The organism is Streptomyces sp. DT190, assembly GCF_049846985.1.
In the GTDB taxonomy this organism is placed as follows: domain Bacteria; phylum Actinomycetota; class Actinomycetes; order Streptomycetales; family Streptomycetaceae; genus Streptomyces.
This window is the reverse complement of sequence record NZ_JBNCNM010000025.1, coordinates 81624-97152: the sequence shown is the minus strand read 5'-3', so window position 1 is coordinate 97152 and position 15529 is coordinate 81624. Positions and strand designations below refer to the sequence as shown.

The following is a 15529-nucleotide window of genomic DNA, read 5'->3' as shown; positions in this document are numbered from 1 at the left end:
CGGTGACGCAGCACCCCCCGACCACGGACGAGCTGCTCCGTTCGGTCACCGACACATTGGGCCCGGACACCCCGCCGGGCGACGACGACAGCCTCATAGCCTGGGGCCTGGACTCCATCACCCTGATGAGGATCGCCGGCTCCTGGCGCAAGCAGGGCGTCAAGGTCGGCTTCGCGGAACTCGCGAGGGAACCCACCCTGCGCGCCTGGCGGGCCCTGCTCGCCTCCCGGGCCCCGGCACCCGCCCCGGCCGATCCGGCCCGGCCGGCCGAACCGGCCGTCGAGGCCCCGGCCGCCGAACCCGCCGAGCCCTTCCCGCTCGCCGTGATGCAGCACGCCTACTGGATCGGCCGCGGTGACGACACCACTCTCGGCTCCGTCGCCGCCCACCTGTACGTCGAGTTCGACGGCTCCGGTGTCGACCCGGAACGGCTCGACACCGCCGTGCGGGCCCTGGTGCGGCGGCACGGCATGCTCCGGGCCCGGTTCGGCGACGACGGCCGCCAGCGGATCCTGCCCGAGCTCACCCGCCCGGCGACGGCCGTCAACGACCTGCGGAGCCTCGACCCCGAGTCGGCCGCGGCCAAGGCGGAGGAGATCCGGCAGTCGTCCTCGCACGCCCGGCTCGACGTCGCCGCCGCAGAGGTGTTCTCCGTGCAGCTCACCCTGTTGCCCGACGGCCGCAGCCGGCTGCACGTGGACGTCGACATGCTCGCCGCCGATGCCCTCAGCTACCGCGTCCTGCTCTCCGACCTCGCCCGGCTCTACCGCGACCCCGGCGCCGCGCTGCCTCCGATCCGCACCAGCTACCCGGCCTATCTGGCGGAGCGCGCCGAGGTGCGGCGGCTGAGCCGGGAGCAGGCGCAGCAGTGGTGGCGCAGGCGGGTGCCGGAACTGCCCAGCGCGCCCGACCTGCCGCTGGTGCCCGAGGCGGAGCGTGCCGACCCGACGCGCGTGACGCGGCGCCACCACTGGCTGCCGCCCGAGGAGAAGCGGCGCCTGGCCGCCCGCGCCCACCAGCACGGGCTGACCCCGGCCATGGCCGTCGCGACCGCCTTCTCGGAGGTGCTGGCCGCGCACAGCGGTCAGCCCCGCTTCCTGCTGAACGTCCCCATGTTCGACCGCCGCGGCTCGCACCCCGACACGGACCTGCTCGTGGGTGACTTCACCAGCTCGGTCCTGCTCGACGTCGACCTGTCCGAGCCGGCGTCGTTCACCGAGCACGCCCGCCGGCTCCAGGACCGGATGCACACCGACGCGGCCCACGCCGACTACTCGGGCGTGGAGGTGCTGCGCGACCTGACCCGGCAGCGGGGCGAACAGGTGCTGGCGCCCGTGGTGTTCACCAGCGCCCTCAACCTCGGGGAGCTGTTCGACGCGGAGGTGCGCGACTCCTTCGGGCAGCCGGTGTGGATCATCTCGCAGGGCCCGCAGGTGCTGCTGGACGCCCAGGTCACCGAGGTCGACGGCGGACTGCTCGTCAACTGGGACGTCCGCGAGGACGCCTTCCCCGCCGGACTGGTCGACGCGATGTTCGCCGCGTTCCACGGCCTCGTCACCCGGCTGGGCACCGAGGACGGGGTGTGGGACCGGCCGGTGCCCGCGCTGCTGACCGAGGAACAGTCGGCCGTCCGCAGGGCGGTGAACGCCACCGACGCCCCCCGCAGCCACCGCCTGCTGCACGAGGGCTTCTTCGCCCACGCGGCCGAGCGGCCGGGGGCCCCCGCCCTGCTGTGGGGGACGGAAGGCGCCCTGTCGTACGGGGAGCTGGCCGACCGGGCGCTGCGCTGCGCCGCCGCCCTCGCGGACCGGGGGGTACGGCCGGGCGACACCGTCGCGGTGAGCCTGCCCAAGGGGCCCGACCAGATCACCGCCGTCCTCGGCGTCCTGGCCGCCGGGGCCGCGTACGTACCGGTCGGGGTCGAGCAGCCGCCCGCCCGCCGCGACCGCATCCGCGCCACCGCGGGTTTCCGCCTCACGCTCACCGACGGGCCCGCGGGCGACCCCGCCGACGGGTCCCGGGCCGACACCGCCGCCGGGACCGCGGGCGGCCCGGCGGACGGCGGCCACCTGCCCGTGCGGGACGCGCTCCGCCACGACCCGCTGCCCGCACCCGTCCCGGTGGACGAGGAACAGGTCGCCTACGTGCTGTTCACCTCCGGCTCCACCGGCGAACCCAAGGGCGTCGAGGTGCCGCACCGGGCGGCCATGAACACCGTCGACGACCTCGACGCGCGTTTCGCCGTGGGCCCCTCGGACCGCTGCCTGGCCCTGTCCGCGCTCGACTTCGACCTCTCCGTCTACGACGTGTTCGGGCTGCTGAGCGCGGGCGGCGCGGTGGTGCTGATCGACGAGGCCGACCGGCGCGAGGCCCGGCCGTGGGCCGAGCTGGTGCGCCGGCACGGGGTGACGGTCCTCAACTGCGTTCCGCCCTTGCTGGACATGCTGCTGCTCGCCACCGGTCCCGGCGAACTGGCGGGCCTGCGCGCGGTGCTGCTCGGCGGGGACTGGGTGGGCACCGACCTGCCCGGGCGGCTCGCCGAGCGAGCACCCGGCTGCCGCTTCACCGGCCTCGGCGGCACCACCGAGACCGCCATCCACTCCACCGTCTGCGAGGTCGTCGAGGCACATGTGCCCGCGCACTGGCGGGCCGTGCCCTACGGCACCCCGCTGCGCAACGTCCGCTGCCGGGTCGTGGACCCGCGCGGCCGGGACTGCCCCGACTGGGTGCCGGGGGAGCTGTGGATCGGTGGGGACGGTGTGGCGCTCGGCTACCGGGGTGATCCGCGGCGCACGGCCGAGAAGTTCACCGAGGCCGACGGTGTGCGCTGGTACCGCACCGGGGACCTCGCCCGCTACTGGCCCGACGGCACCCTGGAGTTCCTCGGCCGGCGCGACCACCAGGTGAAGCTGCGCGGCTTCCGCGTCGAACTCGGCGAGGTGGAGGCGGCACTGGCCGGGCATCCGGCGGTGCGGCGTGCCGTCGCCGGCCTGACGAGCGGCCCCGGCCTCCAGCTGGCGGCCGCGGTGGCCGCCGCTCCCGGCACGACCGAGGAGGAACTGCGGCAGTGGGCGCGTACGGTGCTGCCGCCGCACATGGTCCCGGCCCGGGTCGCCGTCGCCGCGGAGCTGCCGCTCACCGCCAACGGCAAACTCGACCGCCGTGCCGTCCGGGCGCTGTGGGAGGTGCCGGGGGCGGGGGAGGAGCGGCACCGGGAGCCCGGCAGCGCGCTGGAGACGGTCGTCTCGCGCGTCTGGGCCGAGGTCCTGGGAGCCGAACGGGTCGGCGTGGACGAGGGGTTCTTCGCGCTCGGCGGTGACTCGGTGCTCGCCACCGTCATCGTGAGCCGGCTGCGGGAGGCCCTGGACACCTCGGAGGTGACGGTGCGGTCCCTGTTCGCGACCCTCACCCCGGGCGGTATGGCCAAGCGGCTGGCCGCCGAGGAGCAGACCCCGGGGCGGCTCGAACAGGTCGCCGCGCTGCACCTGGAGATCGAGGACATGTCGGCGGAGGAGGTCGACTCGGCCCTGCGCGACATCTGACGGACGGCGGAGCGGCGGGGCACCTGACGTGTCCCGCCGCTCCGCCGCCGCTTCGGAGACCTGCCCGGACTACTCGTCCAGCTTGGCGAACCCGGGCTCCAGGTTGTCCAGCGCCCACGGGATGCCCAGCACGGACGGGCTGCGGAGCTGGCTGATGGTCGCCACGTCGGTCACGACGTAGCGGTTCTTCTTGACCGCGGTCATGTTCTTCACCAGGGCGCTGGACTCGAAGGCCTTCTTCAGCTCCGGTGTGGTGAAGGCGATGACGACCAGGTCGGCGTCGAGCTTGTCGAGCTGCTCGAAGGACAGCTCGCCGGTGGGGCTGCCGCTGACGGTCTTGATGTTCTTCACCGACGGGGTGAGGCTCAGCCCGACCTCGCTCATCAGCTTCGCCGCGAAGTCGTCCTCCGAGGCGATGGTGTAGATCTTGGCCGGGGTGTTGCCGATGGACAGGCTGTAGGTCCTGCCCTCCAGCCCGGGGTGCTTCGCCTTCACGGCGGCGATGCTGTCCTCGGTGTCCTCGATGGCCTTGGCGGCCTGCTCCTGCCTGCCGACGGCCTTCGCCACGACCTGGACGTGTTCCTGCCAGGTCTGCTTGCCCCACGCGGTCTCGTAGCCGATGGTCGGGGCCACCGCGGAGAGCTTCTTGTAGTTCTTCTCCAGGGTGAAGTCGGAGGTGGCGAGGATCAGGTCGGGCCGGAGCGCCGCCACCTCCTCGAAGTCCACCCCGTTCATGGTGTTCAGGAGCTTGGTCTTCTTGGTGTCGACCCGGTCCTTCAGCCAGGGGTGGACCCCGTCGGCGGCGAAGGCGTCCTTGGAGACGGCGATCGGTGTGACCCCGAGGGCGTAGAGCGCGTCGACGTCGTCGGTGCCGCCGTCGCCGATCACCACGATCCGCCGGGGTTCCTCGGCGATCTTCGTACTGCCGAACCTGTGCTTGATGGTGACGGGGAAGGCGGACGAGGAGTCCGCCTCGGCGTCACCGGAGGAGGGGGCGGAGTCGTCCTTGACGGACCCGCAGGCTGCCAACCCGGCGGCCAGGGTGACGGTGAGAAGGGTGGTGAGGAACTTTCTCGGCATGTGCGTCCCTTGTCGCCGGGTACAGGCAGGAGTCGTGCGGCCGTCAGTAAAGCAAGGTAAGGCTTACCTCAGCAACGGCTTCCGGGCAATCTCCGCCCGGCCGTTGGGATGTGACGGAGCGTCGGTTACCCACGCGCCGTCAGATAGCCGCCCATCGTGCGGAAGTAGTCGGTCGCTGCGTACTCCGTGCCGTCCTCCGTGCGCAGCCGCCTGACGACGAGCCCCGGGCAGCGGCCGGTGTGCGCCTCGGGTCCGGCCACGATCACCACGCCGTCGCCCTCGCGGATGAAGATCCGCCCGGGCGTGCCTCCGTAGCGCCCCTCTGACACGGCGGCCGAGGTGATGCGCAGCCGCTGCCCGCGGTGGAAGGTGTACGCGTTCGGGTAGGGGTCCGACTGGGCGCGCACCAGCCGTTCCAGCCGCTCGGCCGGCCAGGTCCAGTCGATGCGGCTGTCCACGTCGGAGCGCTTGTGGAAGAAGCTCGCCCGGCTGCGGTCCTGGGGCACCCACTGCCCGGCGTCCCGGCCCGTGGCGATGAGGTCGAGCGACTCGCGCACGATCGGGGCGATGAGGTCCACGGTGCGGTGGAACAGGTCGGTGGCGGTGTCGGACGGCCCGACGGGCACCGCGCGCTGCACCAGGATGTCCCCGGCGTCCAGTTCGCCGTTCATGCGGTGCGCGGTGACGCCGACGCGCTCCTCGCCGTTGAGGAGCGCCCAGATGATCGGCGAGAAGCCGGCGTACGACGGCAGCAGCGAGTCGTGGATGTTGAGGGTGCCGTGCGGCGGGAGGTCGAAGACCTCCGGGGGCAGCCAGGTGCGCCAGTTGTTGGCGACGATGAGGTCCGGGCCGGCCGCGCGCAGCGCGTCGAGGAGTTCGGGGTCGTCAGGGCGGTTGCGCAGGAGGACGGGGACGTCGTGCTTCGCGGCGAGTTCGGCGACGGAGTCGTCCCAGATCTTCTCGTAGGCGTGGTCGCTCTTGGGGTGGGTGACGACGAGGGTGACCTCGTGGTCGGAGTCCAGCAGGGCCTGGAGCGTGCGGTGACCCCAGGTCTGATAGCCGAACATGGCGACGCGCATGCGGTTCTCCCTCTCCGGCGGCTCCATTGCAAGGTAAGGCTAACCTTATCTAACATGTGGCTGCCTGAGGGAGGCGATGCCCACGTGAACTCACCGCTCACGGGATCGGACACCACGGACACCACCTATGACGTCCTCGGAATCGGCTTCGGACCGTCGAATCTCGCCCTGGCCATAGCGATCGAGGAACACAACGCGGGGGTCCCGCCGGAGCGGCGGCTCAACGCCCTCTTCCTGGAACGCCAGCCGCGTTTCGGCTGGCACCGGGGCATGCTCATCGACGACGCCACCATGCAGGTGTCCTTCCTCAAGGACCTCGTCACCCTGCGCGATCCGGCCAGCGACTACAGCTTCCTGTGCTTCCTGCGCGAACGCGGCCGGCTCGTCGACTTCCTGAACCAGAAGACGCTCTTCCCGCTGCGGGTGGAGTTCCACGAGTACTTCGAGTGGGCCGCCGCACGCGTGCCGCACCTGGTCGCCTACGACCGCGAGGTGACCGCCGTCGACCCGGTGCGTGACGCGTCGGGCGCCGTGACCGGCTTCGACGTGGTCTGCGGCGGCGCCGGGGCGACCTACCGCGCCGCGAACCTCAGCGTCGCCGTCGGCCTGGAGCCGCACGTGCCGCCCGGGGTCGAGCTGTCCGAACGGGTCTGGCACAACAGCCAGTTACTGCCCCGGGTCGCCGAACTGCTCGACCGGCGCACGCCGGTGCGCCGCGCCGTCGTCCTGGGCGCGGGGCAGAGCGCCGCCGAGACGGTCGACTACCTGCACCGCTCCTTCCCCGGGGCCGAGGTCTGCGCGGTATTCGCCAAGTACGGCTACACCCCGGCCGACGACAGCCCGTTCGCCAACCGCATCTTCGACCCGGACGCGGTGGACGTGTACTTCGGCGCACCCTCCGAGGTGAAACAGTCCCTCTTCGACTACCACCGCTCCACCAACTACTCCGTCGTCGACATGGACCTGATCGAGGCCCTGTACGCGACCTCCTACCAGGAGAAGGTCGCCGGCCGGGAGCGCCTGCGCTTCCTCAACGTCTCCCGGATCCGCGACGTGCGCACCCGGGGCGACGGATCCCTGGACGTCGTGGTGGAGTTCCTGCCGACCGGCGAGCAGCGGGTGCTGGAGGCCGACGTGCTCGTGCACGCGACCGGTTACCGCCCGAGGGACCTCACCACGCTGCTCGGCGAGGCGGCCAAGGTCTGCCTGCGCGACGACGAGGACGCGATCCGCGTCCGCCGCGACCACCGTGCCGAGACCGCCCCGGATGTCACAGCCGGCATCTACCTCCAGGGCGGCACGGAACACACCCACGGCCTGACCTCGACGCTGCTGTCGACCACGGCCATCCGCGCGGGCGAGATCCACCGCTCCCTGCTCGACCGGTGCGGCGGGCGCGTGGACGGATCTGCTGCACTGGGGGCATGACCGTCGAGCCCCACCGGGTCCTGCGCGCGCTCGGCCGTTTCCACGCGGCGCGCCCGTGGGACCACAACGCCCGCTTCCACCCCTGGATCCTGCGCAACCTCCCCACCCGGGTGGGCAGCGCCCTGGACGTGGGATGCGGCAGCGGAGACCTCGCCCGGCTGCTGGCCGGCCGGGCCGGGCGCGTGCACGGGATCGACGCAGATCCGGTGATCACGGCCCGGGCCCGGGAGCTGACCCCCGCGGCGGCCCCGGTGACTACACGGTGGCCGACGCCCCGGCCGGGCTTCCCGACGGGCCCCATGACGCCATCACCTGTGTCGCCGTGCTGCACCATCTGCCGCTCACCGAGGCCCTGGAGGCCTTCCGTGACCGGCTGGCCCCCGGCGGCACCCTGCTGGTCGTCGGTCTGCACCGGCCGCGGACGCCCGTCGACCACCTGCTGGGCCTCGTGTCGGTGCCGCTCAACGTCGTCATGGCGCTGGTCGTGAACCGGGGCCGCCGGGCTCCGCGCCCCGTATCGCTGTCCGCTCCCACCCGGCCGGCGCGGGCGACGTTCCCCGAGATCGCCCGCGCGGCGCGCGCCGTCCTGCCCGGCGCGCGCCTGCGCCGCCGCCTGTTCTGGCGGTACACCCTGCTCTGGCGCCGCCCCTGACCGGCCGCGATCTCAGCCGGCGGCCCGGAACGTGCGCAGCCGCAGGGAGTTGCCGACCACGAAGACCGAGGAGAAGGCCATCGCCGCCCCGGCGATCATCGGGGTGAGCAGACCGGCGGCGGCCAGCGGCAGGGCCGCCACGTTGTAGGCGAAGGCCCAGAACAGGTTCGAGCGGATGGTGCCGAGGGTGCGGCGGGCGAGCCGGATGGCGTCCGCGGCGGCCCGCAGGTCGCCCCGGACCAGGGTCAGGTCCCCGGCCTCGATCGCGGCGTCCGAGCCGGTGCCCATCGCCAGACCGAGATCGGCCTGGGCCAGCGCCGCCGCGTCGTTGACCCCGTCGCCGACCATGGCGACCGAACGGCCCTGCGCTTGCAGCTTCCTGACGACGTCGACCTTGTCCTGCGGGAGCACCTCGGCGACGACCTCCTCGATGCCCACCTCACGGGCGACGGACTCGGCCACGGCCCTGTTGTCACCGGTCAGCAGCAGGGGCGTGAGCCCCAGCGCCCGCAGCCGCCGGACCGCCTCCGCGCTCGTGTCCTTCACCGCGTCGGCGACCTCCAGCACCGCCCGCGGCTCGCCGTCCCAGGCGACCACGATCGCGGTGCGCCCGGCCTCCTCGGCCGCCGCGCGGGCCCGGGCCAGCCCCTCGGGCAGCTCCATCGCCCAGTCGGCCAGCAGCCGTTCCCGCCCGACGAGCACCGCGTGGCCCTCGACGACGCCCTGGACGCCCAGTCCGGGGACGTTGGCGAAGTCCTCGGGCACCGGCAGCGTGCCCAGCCTCTGCAGTGCCCCGTCGGCGACGGCCCGGGCGATCGGGTGCTCGGACGCGTGCTCCAGCGCCCCCGCCAGCCGCAGCACGCCGGCCTCGTCCGTGCCGTCGGCGGTGTGCACGGCCAGCAGCGTCATCCGGCCGGTGGTGACGGTGCCGGTCTTGTCGAGGACGACGGTGTCGACGCGGCGGGTGGACTCCAGCACCTCCGGCCCTTTGATGAGGATGCCGAGCTGGGCGCCCCGCCCGGTGCCGACCATCAGCGCGGTCGGTGTCGCGAGGCCCAGGGCGCACGGGCAGGCGATGACGAGGACGGCGACCGCGGCCGTGAAGGCGGCCGTGAGCCCGGCGCCGTTGCCGAGCCAGAAACCCAGGGTGCCCAGCGCGAGGGCGATCACGACCGGCACGAACACGGCCGAGATGCGGTCCGCCAGACGCTGCGCGGCGGCCTTGCCGTTCTGCGCGTCCTCCACCAGCCGGGCCATCCGGGCCAGTTGGGTGTCGGCCCCGACGCGCGTGGCGCGTACGACGAGCCGCCCGCCGACATTGATCGTGGCACCGGTCACCGGGTCCCCGGCGCCCACCTCCACCGGCACGGACTCGCCGGTGAGCATCGAGGCGTCCACGGCCGAGGACCCCTCGACCACCGTCCCGTCGGTGGCGATCTTCTCCCCGGGCCGGACCAGGAACCGGTCCCCGGCCCGCAACTCACCGACCGGCACGGTCCGTTCGCGGCCGTCGTCGCCCAACACGGTGACGTCCTTCGCGCCGAGCTCCAGCAGCGCCCGCAGCGCCGCTCCCGCCCTGCGCTTGGCCCGGGCCTCGAAGTACCGCCCCGCCAGGATGAAGGCGGTCACGCCCGCCGCGGCCTCCAGGTAGATGTTCCCCGCGCCGTCGGTGCGCTCGATGGTCAGCTCGAAGGGGTGCGTCATCCCCGGTGTGCCCGCGGTGCCGAGGAACAGCGCCCACAGCGACCACAGGAACGCGGCCGAGGTGCCCACCGAGATCAGCGTGTCCATGGTGGCCGCGCCGTGCCGGGCGTTGACGAAGGCCGCCTTGTGGAAGGGCCACGCCGCGTACGTCACGACCGGGGCGGCCAGCGTGAGCGACAGCCACTGCCAGTACGAGAACTGCAGGGCCGGGATCATGGCCATGGCCACCACGGGCACCGCCAGGACCACGGCCGTGACCAGCCGCTCGCGCAGCGGCCGGAGGTCGTCGGGTGCCGCGGCCGGTTCGCCGGGCGTCTCGGCGGGCGCGGGCTCCTCGGCCGTGTAACCGGTCGCCTCGACCGTGGCGATCAGATCGCCGACCGACACGTCACCGGAGTAGCTGACCTTCGCCTTCTCGGTCGCGTAATTGACGGTGGCGGTGACCCCTTCCATGCGGTTGAGCTTCTTCTCGACGCGCGCCGCGCAGGAGGCGCAGGTCATGCCGCCGATGGCGAGTTCCACCTCGGCGGCGGTCCCGGTCGTGCCGGTGGTCATCGCTCAGACCCTTCCGGTGAGCTCGTAGCCGGCCTCGTCGACCGCCTCGGCGATCGCGGCGTCGTCGGGCTCGCCGGCGCCGGTGACGGTGACGTGCCCGGTGCCGAGATCGACCTCGACGCCGCTGACGCCGTCCAGCGCGCCGATGGCCCCGGTGAGCGTGGCCTTGCAGTGACCGCAGGACATTCCGGCGACGGCGTAGGTGGTGGCGGGCATCGTGCCTCCTCTGATTGATCCCGAAATACGGGGGGGTATGCCCCGCTGGGTTCCTGTATACCCCCATGGGGTATACGATGCAAGCGGCGAAGCGACTTGACTTGGTACCCCCCGGGGGTATGGTGAAGTGCAAGAAGGCCCCGCATCGGAGCGGGAGGCCCGGTATCTGAAGGAGCCGAACGCCATGAACACCGGACTGAAGATCACCACCTTCGCCGCCGCCCTGGCCGCCACGTTCGGCACGGCCTACGGCGTCGGCCAGGGCATCGGCCCCGTCGTCGCCGACGAGCCGCCGAAGCACGGGAGCGAGCACACCCGGCCCGGGCCCCGGCCGGCCCGGGCCGAGCAGCACGCGGGCCACGACACACCCCCGGCGGGCGGGCTGCAGATCTCCGAGGGCGGCTACACCCTCGACCTCGCCACGCCGCGCGTCACCGCGGGGCAGCGCACCGACCTGCGCTTCACCGTCCGGGACGCCGAGGGCCGCGCCGTCACCGCCTACCAGCGCGAGCACGACAAGGAACTCCACCTCGTCGTGGCCTCACGCGACCTGCTCACCTACCGCCACCTGCACCCCACCCGCGCCGCCGACGGCACCTGGAGCATCCCCGTCGACCTGCCCCGCGCCGGCGGCTACCGCGTCTTCGCCGACTTCACCCCGGCGCGGCAGGGAGCGAGGAACCTCACCCTCGGCGCGGACCTCGCCGCCTCCGGCCCCTACCGGCCCAAGGACCTGCCCGCCCCGGGCACCAAGGCCGAGACCAACGGTTACGAGGTCGAACTGGCCGGTGCCCTGCACCCCGGCAAGGCCGGCGAACTGAAGCTGAAGGTCTCCCGCGACGGCAAGCCCGTCACCGACCTCCAGCCCTACCTCGGTGCCTACGGCCACCTGGTCGCCCTGCGCTCCGGCGACCTCGCCTACCTGCACGTCCACCCCAACGGCGAACCCGGCGACGGCACCACCAGGCCCGGCCCGGAGATCTCCTTCACGGCCACGGCGCCCAGCGCCGGCTCCTACCGCCTGTTCCTCGACTTCCGGCACGAGGGCACGGTCCACACGGCCGCCTTCACCGTCCGGGCCGGTTCGGCGGCGGCCGGTACCGCCACCCCCGAGGGGCACACCGGCGACGGCCACGGGCACTGAACTCAGCCGAGGACCCGGTCCAGGTTGAAAGCCGCGCTGATCAGCGCGAGGTGGGTGAACGCCTGCGGGAAGTTGCCCTGCTGCTCCCCGGTGTGGCTGATCTCCTCGGCGTACAGGCCGAGATGGTTGGCGTACGTGAGCATCTTCTCGAAGGCGAGGCGGGCCTCGTCGATCCGGCCGGCGTGCACCATGGCCTCGACGTACCAGAAGGAGCAGATGGAGAACGTGCCCTCGTCGCCGCGCAGCCCGTCCGGGCTGGACTGCGGGTCGTAGCGGTAGACCAGCGAGTCGGACACCAGCTCCTCGGTCAGGACGTCCAGCGTCGACAGCCACTTCGGGTCGGTCGGGGCGATGAACTTCGTCAGCGGCATCATCAGCACGGCCGCGTCCAGCACCTCGCCGTCCTCGTGCTGCACGAAGGCCCGGCGGGTGCCGGACCAGCCCCGGCTCATGATCCGCCGGTAGATGGTGTCGCGGCACTCCCGCCAGCGGAGCAGGTCGGCGGGCAGCCCGCGCCGGTTCGCCATCCGGATGGCCCGCTCGATCGCCACCCAGCACATCAGCCGCGAGTACAGGAAGCTCTTGCGGCCGCCCCGGGTCTCCCAGATGCCCTCGTCGGGCTGGTCCCAGTGCGCGCACACCCAGTCCACCAGGGCGCACACGTCGTCCCACTGGCCGCTGGAGATGGGCTGGGCCCACTTGTCGTAGAGGTAGATCGAGTCGATCAGCGCGCCGTAGATGTCGAGCTGCAACTGGTCGGCCGCGGCGTTGCCGACCCGGACCGGCGCCGAGCCGTGGTGGCCCTCCAGGTGGTCGAGCTCGCGCTCGGGCAGGTCGGTGCGCCCGTCGATGCCGTACATGATCTGCAGCGGACCGGAGTGCGTGCCGTCCCCGGGGCTGATGTGCCGCGTCACGAACCGCATGAACGCCTCGGCCTCGCCGGTGAAGCCCAGCCGGAGCAGGGCGTAGACGCAGAAGGCCGCGTCCCGCACCCAGACGTAGCGGTAGTCCCAGTTGCGCTCGCCGCCGAGCCGCTCCGGCAGGCTCGTCGTGGGCGCGGCCACGATCGCCCCGGTCGGCGCGTACGTCAGCAGCTTCAGCGTCAGCGCCGAGCGGTGCACCATCTCCCGCCAGCGGCCCTTGTACCGGGACGCCGACAGCCAGCGCCGCCAGTACGCCACGGTCGCCGCGAACTGCTCCTCGGCCTCCGTGTGCGCACACCGGCGCGGCGTCACCGCGCCGCCGACCTTGTCCAGCGCGAACACCGCCGACTCGCCCTCGGAGAGCTTGAAGTCCCCGCGCACGTCCGGCCCTTCGGCCTCCAGCGGCACGGTCGCGGTCAGCGCGAGCGAGAGGTCCCGGGCCTCGAAGACCGCCACCTCGCCGTTCAGCGTCAGAGTGTGCGGCCGGGTGCCGTAGCCGAACCGCGGCGCCACGCGCGTACGGAACGGGATCGAGCCGCGCACGCACACCACCCGCCGGATCAGCCGGTGCCGCTCGGTCTCGGCCGACTCACCGCCGACCGGCATGAAGTCCTGTACCTCGCCGACGCCGTCCTCGGTGAAGAACCGGGTGATCAGCACGTTCGTGTCGGGGAAGTAGAACTGCTTGGTCCGGGCCGGCACGGCCGCCGCCAGCTCGAAACAGCCACCGCGCTCGGCGTCCAGGATCGCGGCGAAGACGCTCGGTGCGTCGAAGGAGGGGCAGCAGTACCAGTCGATCGTGCCGTCGGTCCCCACGAGGGCGACACTGCGCAGATCGCCGATCAGGCCGTGCTCCGCGATCGGCACGTACCGCCGCGCGCCCGGCCCGCCCCGGTCCTCCGCCGCTCCGCCCATGACAGCCTCCCTGCCCCGGCACGCACCTCTTCCCCAGCCTAGGCCGCCCGCCCGGACCCCGCCGTCGCACCGCGGGCCCGGGGGGCCGGTCACTCCCCGGGGGCGGGGCGGGCGGGCGACCTGCCGGGCCCGCTCACTGCGTGGGGACCCGCGGGCGGCCCATCGGGACCCGCGGTCACCCCGTGCGTACCTGCGGATGGCCCGCTGGGTCCGTGGTGGCGCAGCGAGGGACCCGCGGGCGGCCCGCGGGCGGCCCATCGGGACCTGCGGTCACCCCGTGCGTACCTGCGGATGGCCCGCTGGGTCCGTGGTCGCGCCGCGAGGGACCCGCGGGCGGCCCGCCGGGGCCCGCTCACGCCGTGAGGGCCTGCGGGCGTCCTTCCGGGGCCGCGGCGGTCACACCGCGAGCACCGACGAACGGCCCACGGGCCCCCGGTCACACCGTGAGCACCCGCACCCCGGCCTCCTCGAAGGCCCGCACCGTCTCCGGGGCGGCATCCGTGTCCGTGACCAGCGTGTCCACCGCCTCCACCGCGCAGATGCGGGCAAAGGCCCGCTGCCCCAGCTTGCTGGAGTCGGCCGCCACCACCACCCGCTCCGCCCGCTCGCACAGCAGCCGGTTGATCGCCGCCTCCGCCTCGTCGTGCGCCGCGGCGCCGTGCGTGACGTCGAGGGCGACGACGCCGAGCACCGCCACATCGACGGTGATCTGCCCGAGCACCCCGTCCGCGAGCGGCCCGACCAGCTCGTAGGACTGGGCGCGCGCGACCCCGCCGGTCAGCACGATCTTGAACTGCGGGCGCACGGCCAGCTCGTTGGCGATGTTCAGCGCGTTCGTCACCACGGTCAGCGCCGGCGAGCCGGACGCCAGGTCCCCGCGCACGGCCAGGGCCCGCGCCACCTCCGTGGTGGTCGTGCCCCCGGTCAGCCCGACCGCCTCCCCGGGCGCGACCAGGTCCGCGACGGCCCGGGCGATGCGCTGCTTCTCGGAGACGTGCCGGGCCGTCTTGTAGCGCAGCGGCAACTCGTACGACACGCCGTGCACGACCGCACCGCCCCGGGTGCGCACCAGCATCTGCTGCTCGGCCAGCCGGTCGAAGTCGCGGCGGATCGTCGCCGCCGACACCCCGAGCTCCCCGGCCGCCTCCTCGACGTCCAGCCGGCCGCGCTCCACGAGCAGTTCCAGCAGCGCCTTCCAGCGGGCGTCGCGCGACATCCGCACCTCCACGTCTCGATCTTCGGGCGACCTTAACGCAACCGATGCCGCCGCATGCTTGATGATGCTCGAAATCTCGCTATATCTTGCAACAACGATCAGCTACAGGATCAACCGCAGGATCAGCTGGACGACCGGCCACACCGATACCACCGGCTCGAGATCACCGTGGAGGCGCGGTATGACGCATGTCGAGGACGAGCTGACCAGCCAGCCCGAGTGCTGGGCCCGGGCCGCCTCCGAGGCGGCGGACCACGCGGGGGCGCTGCCGGAACCGGGCGAGCGCGTGGCGATCGTCGGCTGCGGCACCTCGTACTTCATGGCGCAGGCGGCCGCCGCCCTGCGCGAGGGCGCGGGCCAGGGCGAGACCGACGCGTTCGCCGCCTCGGAGTTCCCGCACGGCCGTGCCTACGACCGGGTCGTCGCCCTCACCCGCTCCGGCACCACGACCGAAGTCCTCGACCTGCTCGACCGGCTGCGGGGCCGCACCCGCACGACCGCCGTCACCGCCGACCCGGACACCCCCGTGCGGGCGGCCGCCGACGCACTCGCCGTCCTCGCCTACGCGGACGAACGATCCGTCGTCCAGACCCGGTTCGCCACCACCGCCCTCACCCTCCTGCGCGCCCACTTCGGCCTCCACCCCGGCACCGCCGTCGCCGACGCGCGGACCGCCCTGGCGCAGCCCCTGCCCGAAGGGCTCGTCGACTGCGGGCAGTTCACGTTCCTGGGACGCGGCTGGACCGTCGGCCTGGCGAACGAGGCCGGCCTGAAGATGCGCGAGGCCGCCCTGGCCTGGGCGGAGGCCTATCCGGCGATGGAGTACCGGCACGGCCCGATCAGCGTCAGCACCACGGGCACGGCGACCTGGATGTTCGGGGACGCACCGGACGGACTCGCCGCACAGGTGCGCGGCACCGGCGCGACGTGGATCGCCGCAGGACTCGACCCGCTCGCCGAACTCGTCCGCGCCCAGCGGCTCGCGGTCGCCGTCGCCGCGTCCCGCGGTCTGGACCCCGACCGCCCGCGCCACCTCACGCGCTCGGTGATCCTCGCGCCCTGACCCTGGAGACCC

General features: G+C 73.2%; 10 protein-coding genes and 1 pseudogene. 5 read left to right on the top strand and 6 right to left on the bottom strand.

The annotated features are described in order from the left end of the window. Positions 1 to 2 precede the first annotated feature (2 nt). Positions 3 to 3542 (top strand): amino acid adenylation domain-containing protein, encoded by a 3540-nt coding sequence (locus ACPXCS_RS32750; RefSeq protein WP_425949029.1) that lies wholly within the window; start codon positions 3 to 5, stop codon positions 3540 to 3542. Positions 3543 to 3611: 69 nt separating this feature from the next. On the opposite strand, the gene ACPXCS_RS32745 is transcribed toward ACPXCS_RS32750, so the two are convergent. Further along, positions 3612 to 4622, bottom strand: coding sequence for an iron-siderophore ABC transporter substrate-binding protein (locus tag ACPXCS_RS32745; protein ID WP_425949028.1), 1011 nt, complete (start codon positions 4620 to 4622; stop codon positions 3612 to 3614). A 125-nt stretch (positions 4623 to 4747) separates the two neighbouring features. Further along, complete coding sequence (locus ACPXCS_RS32740; protein ID WP_425949026.1) at positions 4748 to 5701, bottom strand: methionyl-tRNA formyltransferase; 954 nt, start codon at positions 5699 to 5701, stop codon at positions 4748 to 4750. A gap of 84 nt (positions 5702 to 5785) precedes the next feature. Between ACPXCS_RS32740 and ACPXCS_RS32735 the strand changes: the two genes are divergently transcribed. Together ACPXCS_RS32735 and ACPXCS_RS32730 are read left to right on the top strand one after the other, a co-directional pair. After that, positions 5786 to 7129, top strand: coding sequence for a lysine N(6)-hydroxylase/L-ornithine N(5)-oxygenase family protein (locus ACPXCS_RS32735; RefSeq protein WP_425949024.1), 1344 nt, complete (start codon positions 5786 to 5788; stop codon positions 7127 to 7129). Continuing rightward, a pseudogene (locus ACPXCS_RS32730) lies at positions 7126 to 7781 on the top strand (class I SAM-dependent methyltransferase). Before ACPXCS_RS32735 ends, ACPXCS_RS32730 begins: the two are co-directional and overlap by 4 nt. Before the next feature lie 12 nt (positions 7782 to 7793). On the opposite strand, the gene ACPXCS_RS32725 reads toward ACPXCS_RS32730, so the two are convergent. Next, complete coding sequence (locus tag ACPXCS_RS32725) at positions 7794 to 10040, bottom strand: heavy metal translocating P-type ATPase (RefSeq protein ID WP_425949022.1); 2247 nt, start codon at positions 10038 to 10040, stop codon at positions 7794 to 7796. A 3-nt stretch (positions 10041 to 10043) separates the two neighbouring features. Further along, a complete protein-coding gene (locus ACPXCS_RS32720; protein WP_425949021.1) occupies positions 10044 to 10256 on the bottom strand; it encodes a heavy-metal-associated domain-containing protein in 213 nt (70 codons plus the stop codon). A gap of 184 nt (positions 10257 to 10440) precedes the next feature. Between ACPXCS_RS32720 and ACPXCS_RS32715 the strand changes: the two genes are divergently transcribed. Beyond that, entirely contained in the window at positions 10441 to 11400 is a 960-nt protein-coding gene (locus ACPXCS_RS32715) for a hypothetical protein (protein WP_425949020.1), read from the top strand. 2 nt (positions 11401 to 11402) lie between these two features. Here the strand turns inward: ACPXCS_RS32715 and ACPXCS_RS32710 are convergent, their stop codons facing one another. Continuing rightward, positions 11403 to 13238, bottom strand: a complete 1836-nt coding sequence (locus ACPXCS_RS32710) for a glycoside hydrolase family 15 protein (protein WP_425949018.1) — start codon at positions 13236 to 13238, stop codon at positions 11403 to 11405. A 436-nt stretch (positions 13239 to 13674) separates the two neighbouring features. Then, the gene (locus tag ACPXCS_RS32705; protein WP_425949017.1) at positions 13675 to 14454 is read right to left on the bottom strand and encodes a DeoR/GlpR family DNA-binding transcription regulator; all 780 of its coding nucleotides are present in this window, start codon (positions 14452 to 14454) and stop codon (positions 13675 to 13677) included. A gap of 181 nt (positions 14455 to 14635) precedes the next feature. Between ACPXCS_RS32705 and ACPXCS_RS32700 the strand changes: the two genes are divergently transcribed. Further along, positions 14636 to 15517, top strand: a complete 882-nt coding sequence (locus ACPXCS_RS32700) for an SIS domain-containing protein (RefSeq protein ID WP_425949016.1) — start codon at positions 14636 to 14638, stop codon at positions 15515 to 15517. Positions 15518 to 15529 lie beyond the last annotated feature (12 nt).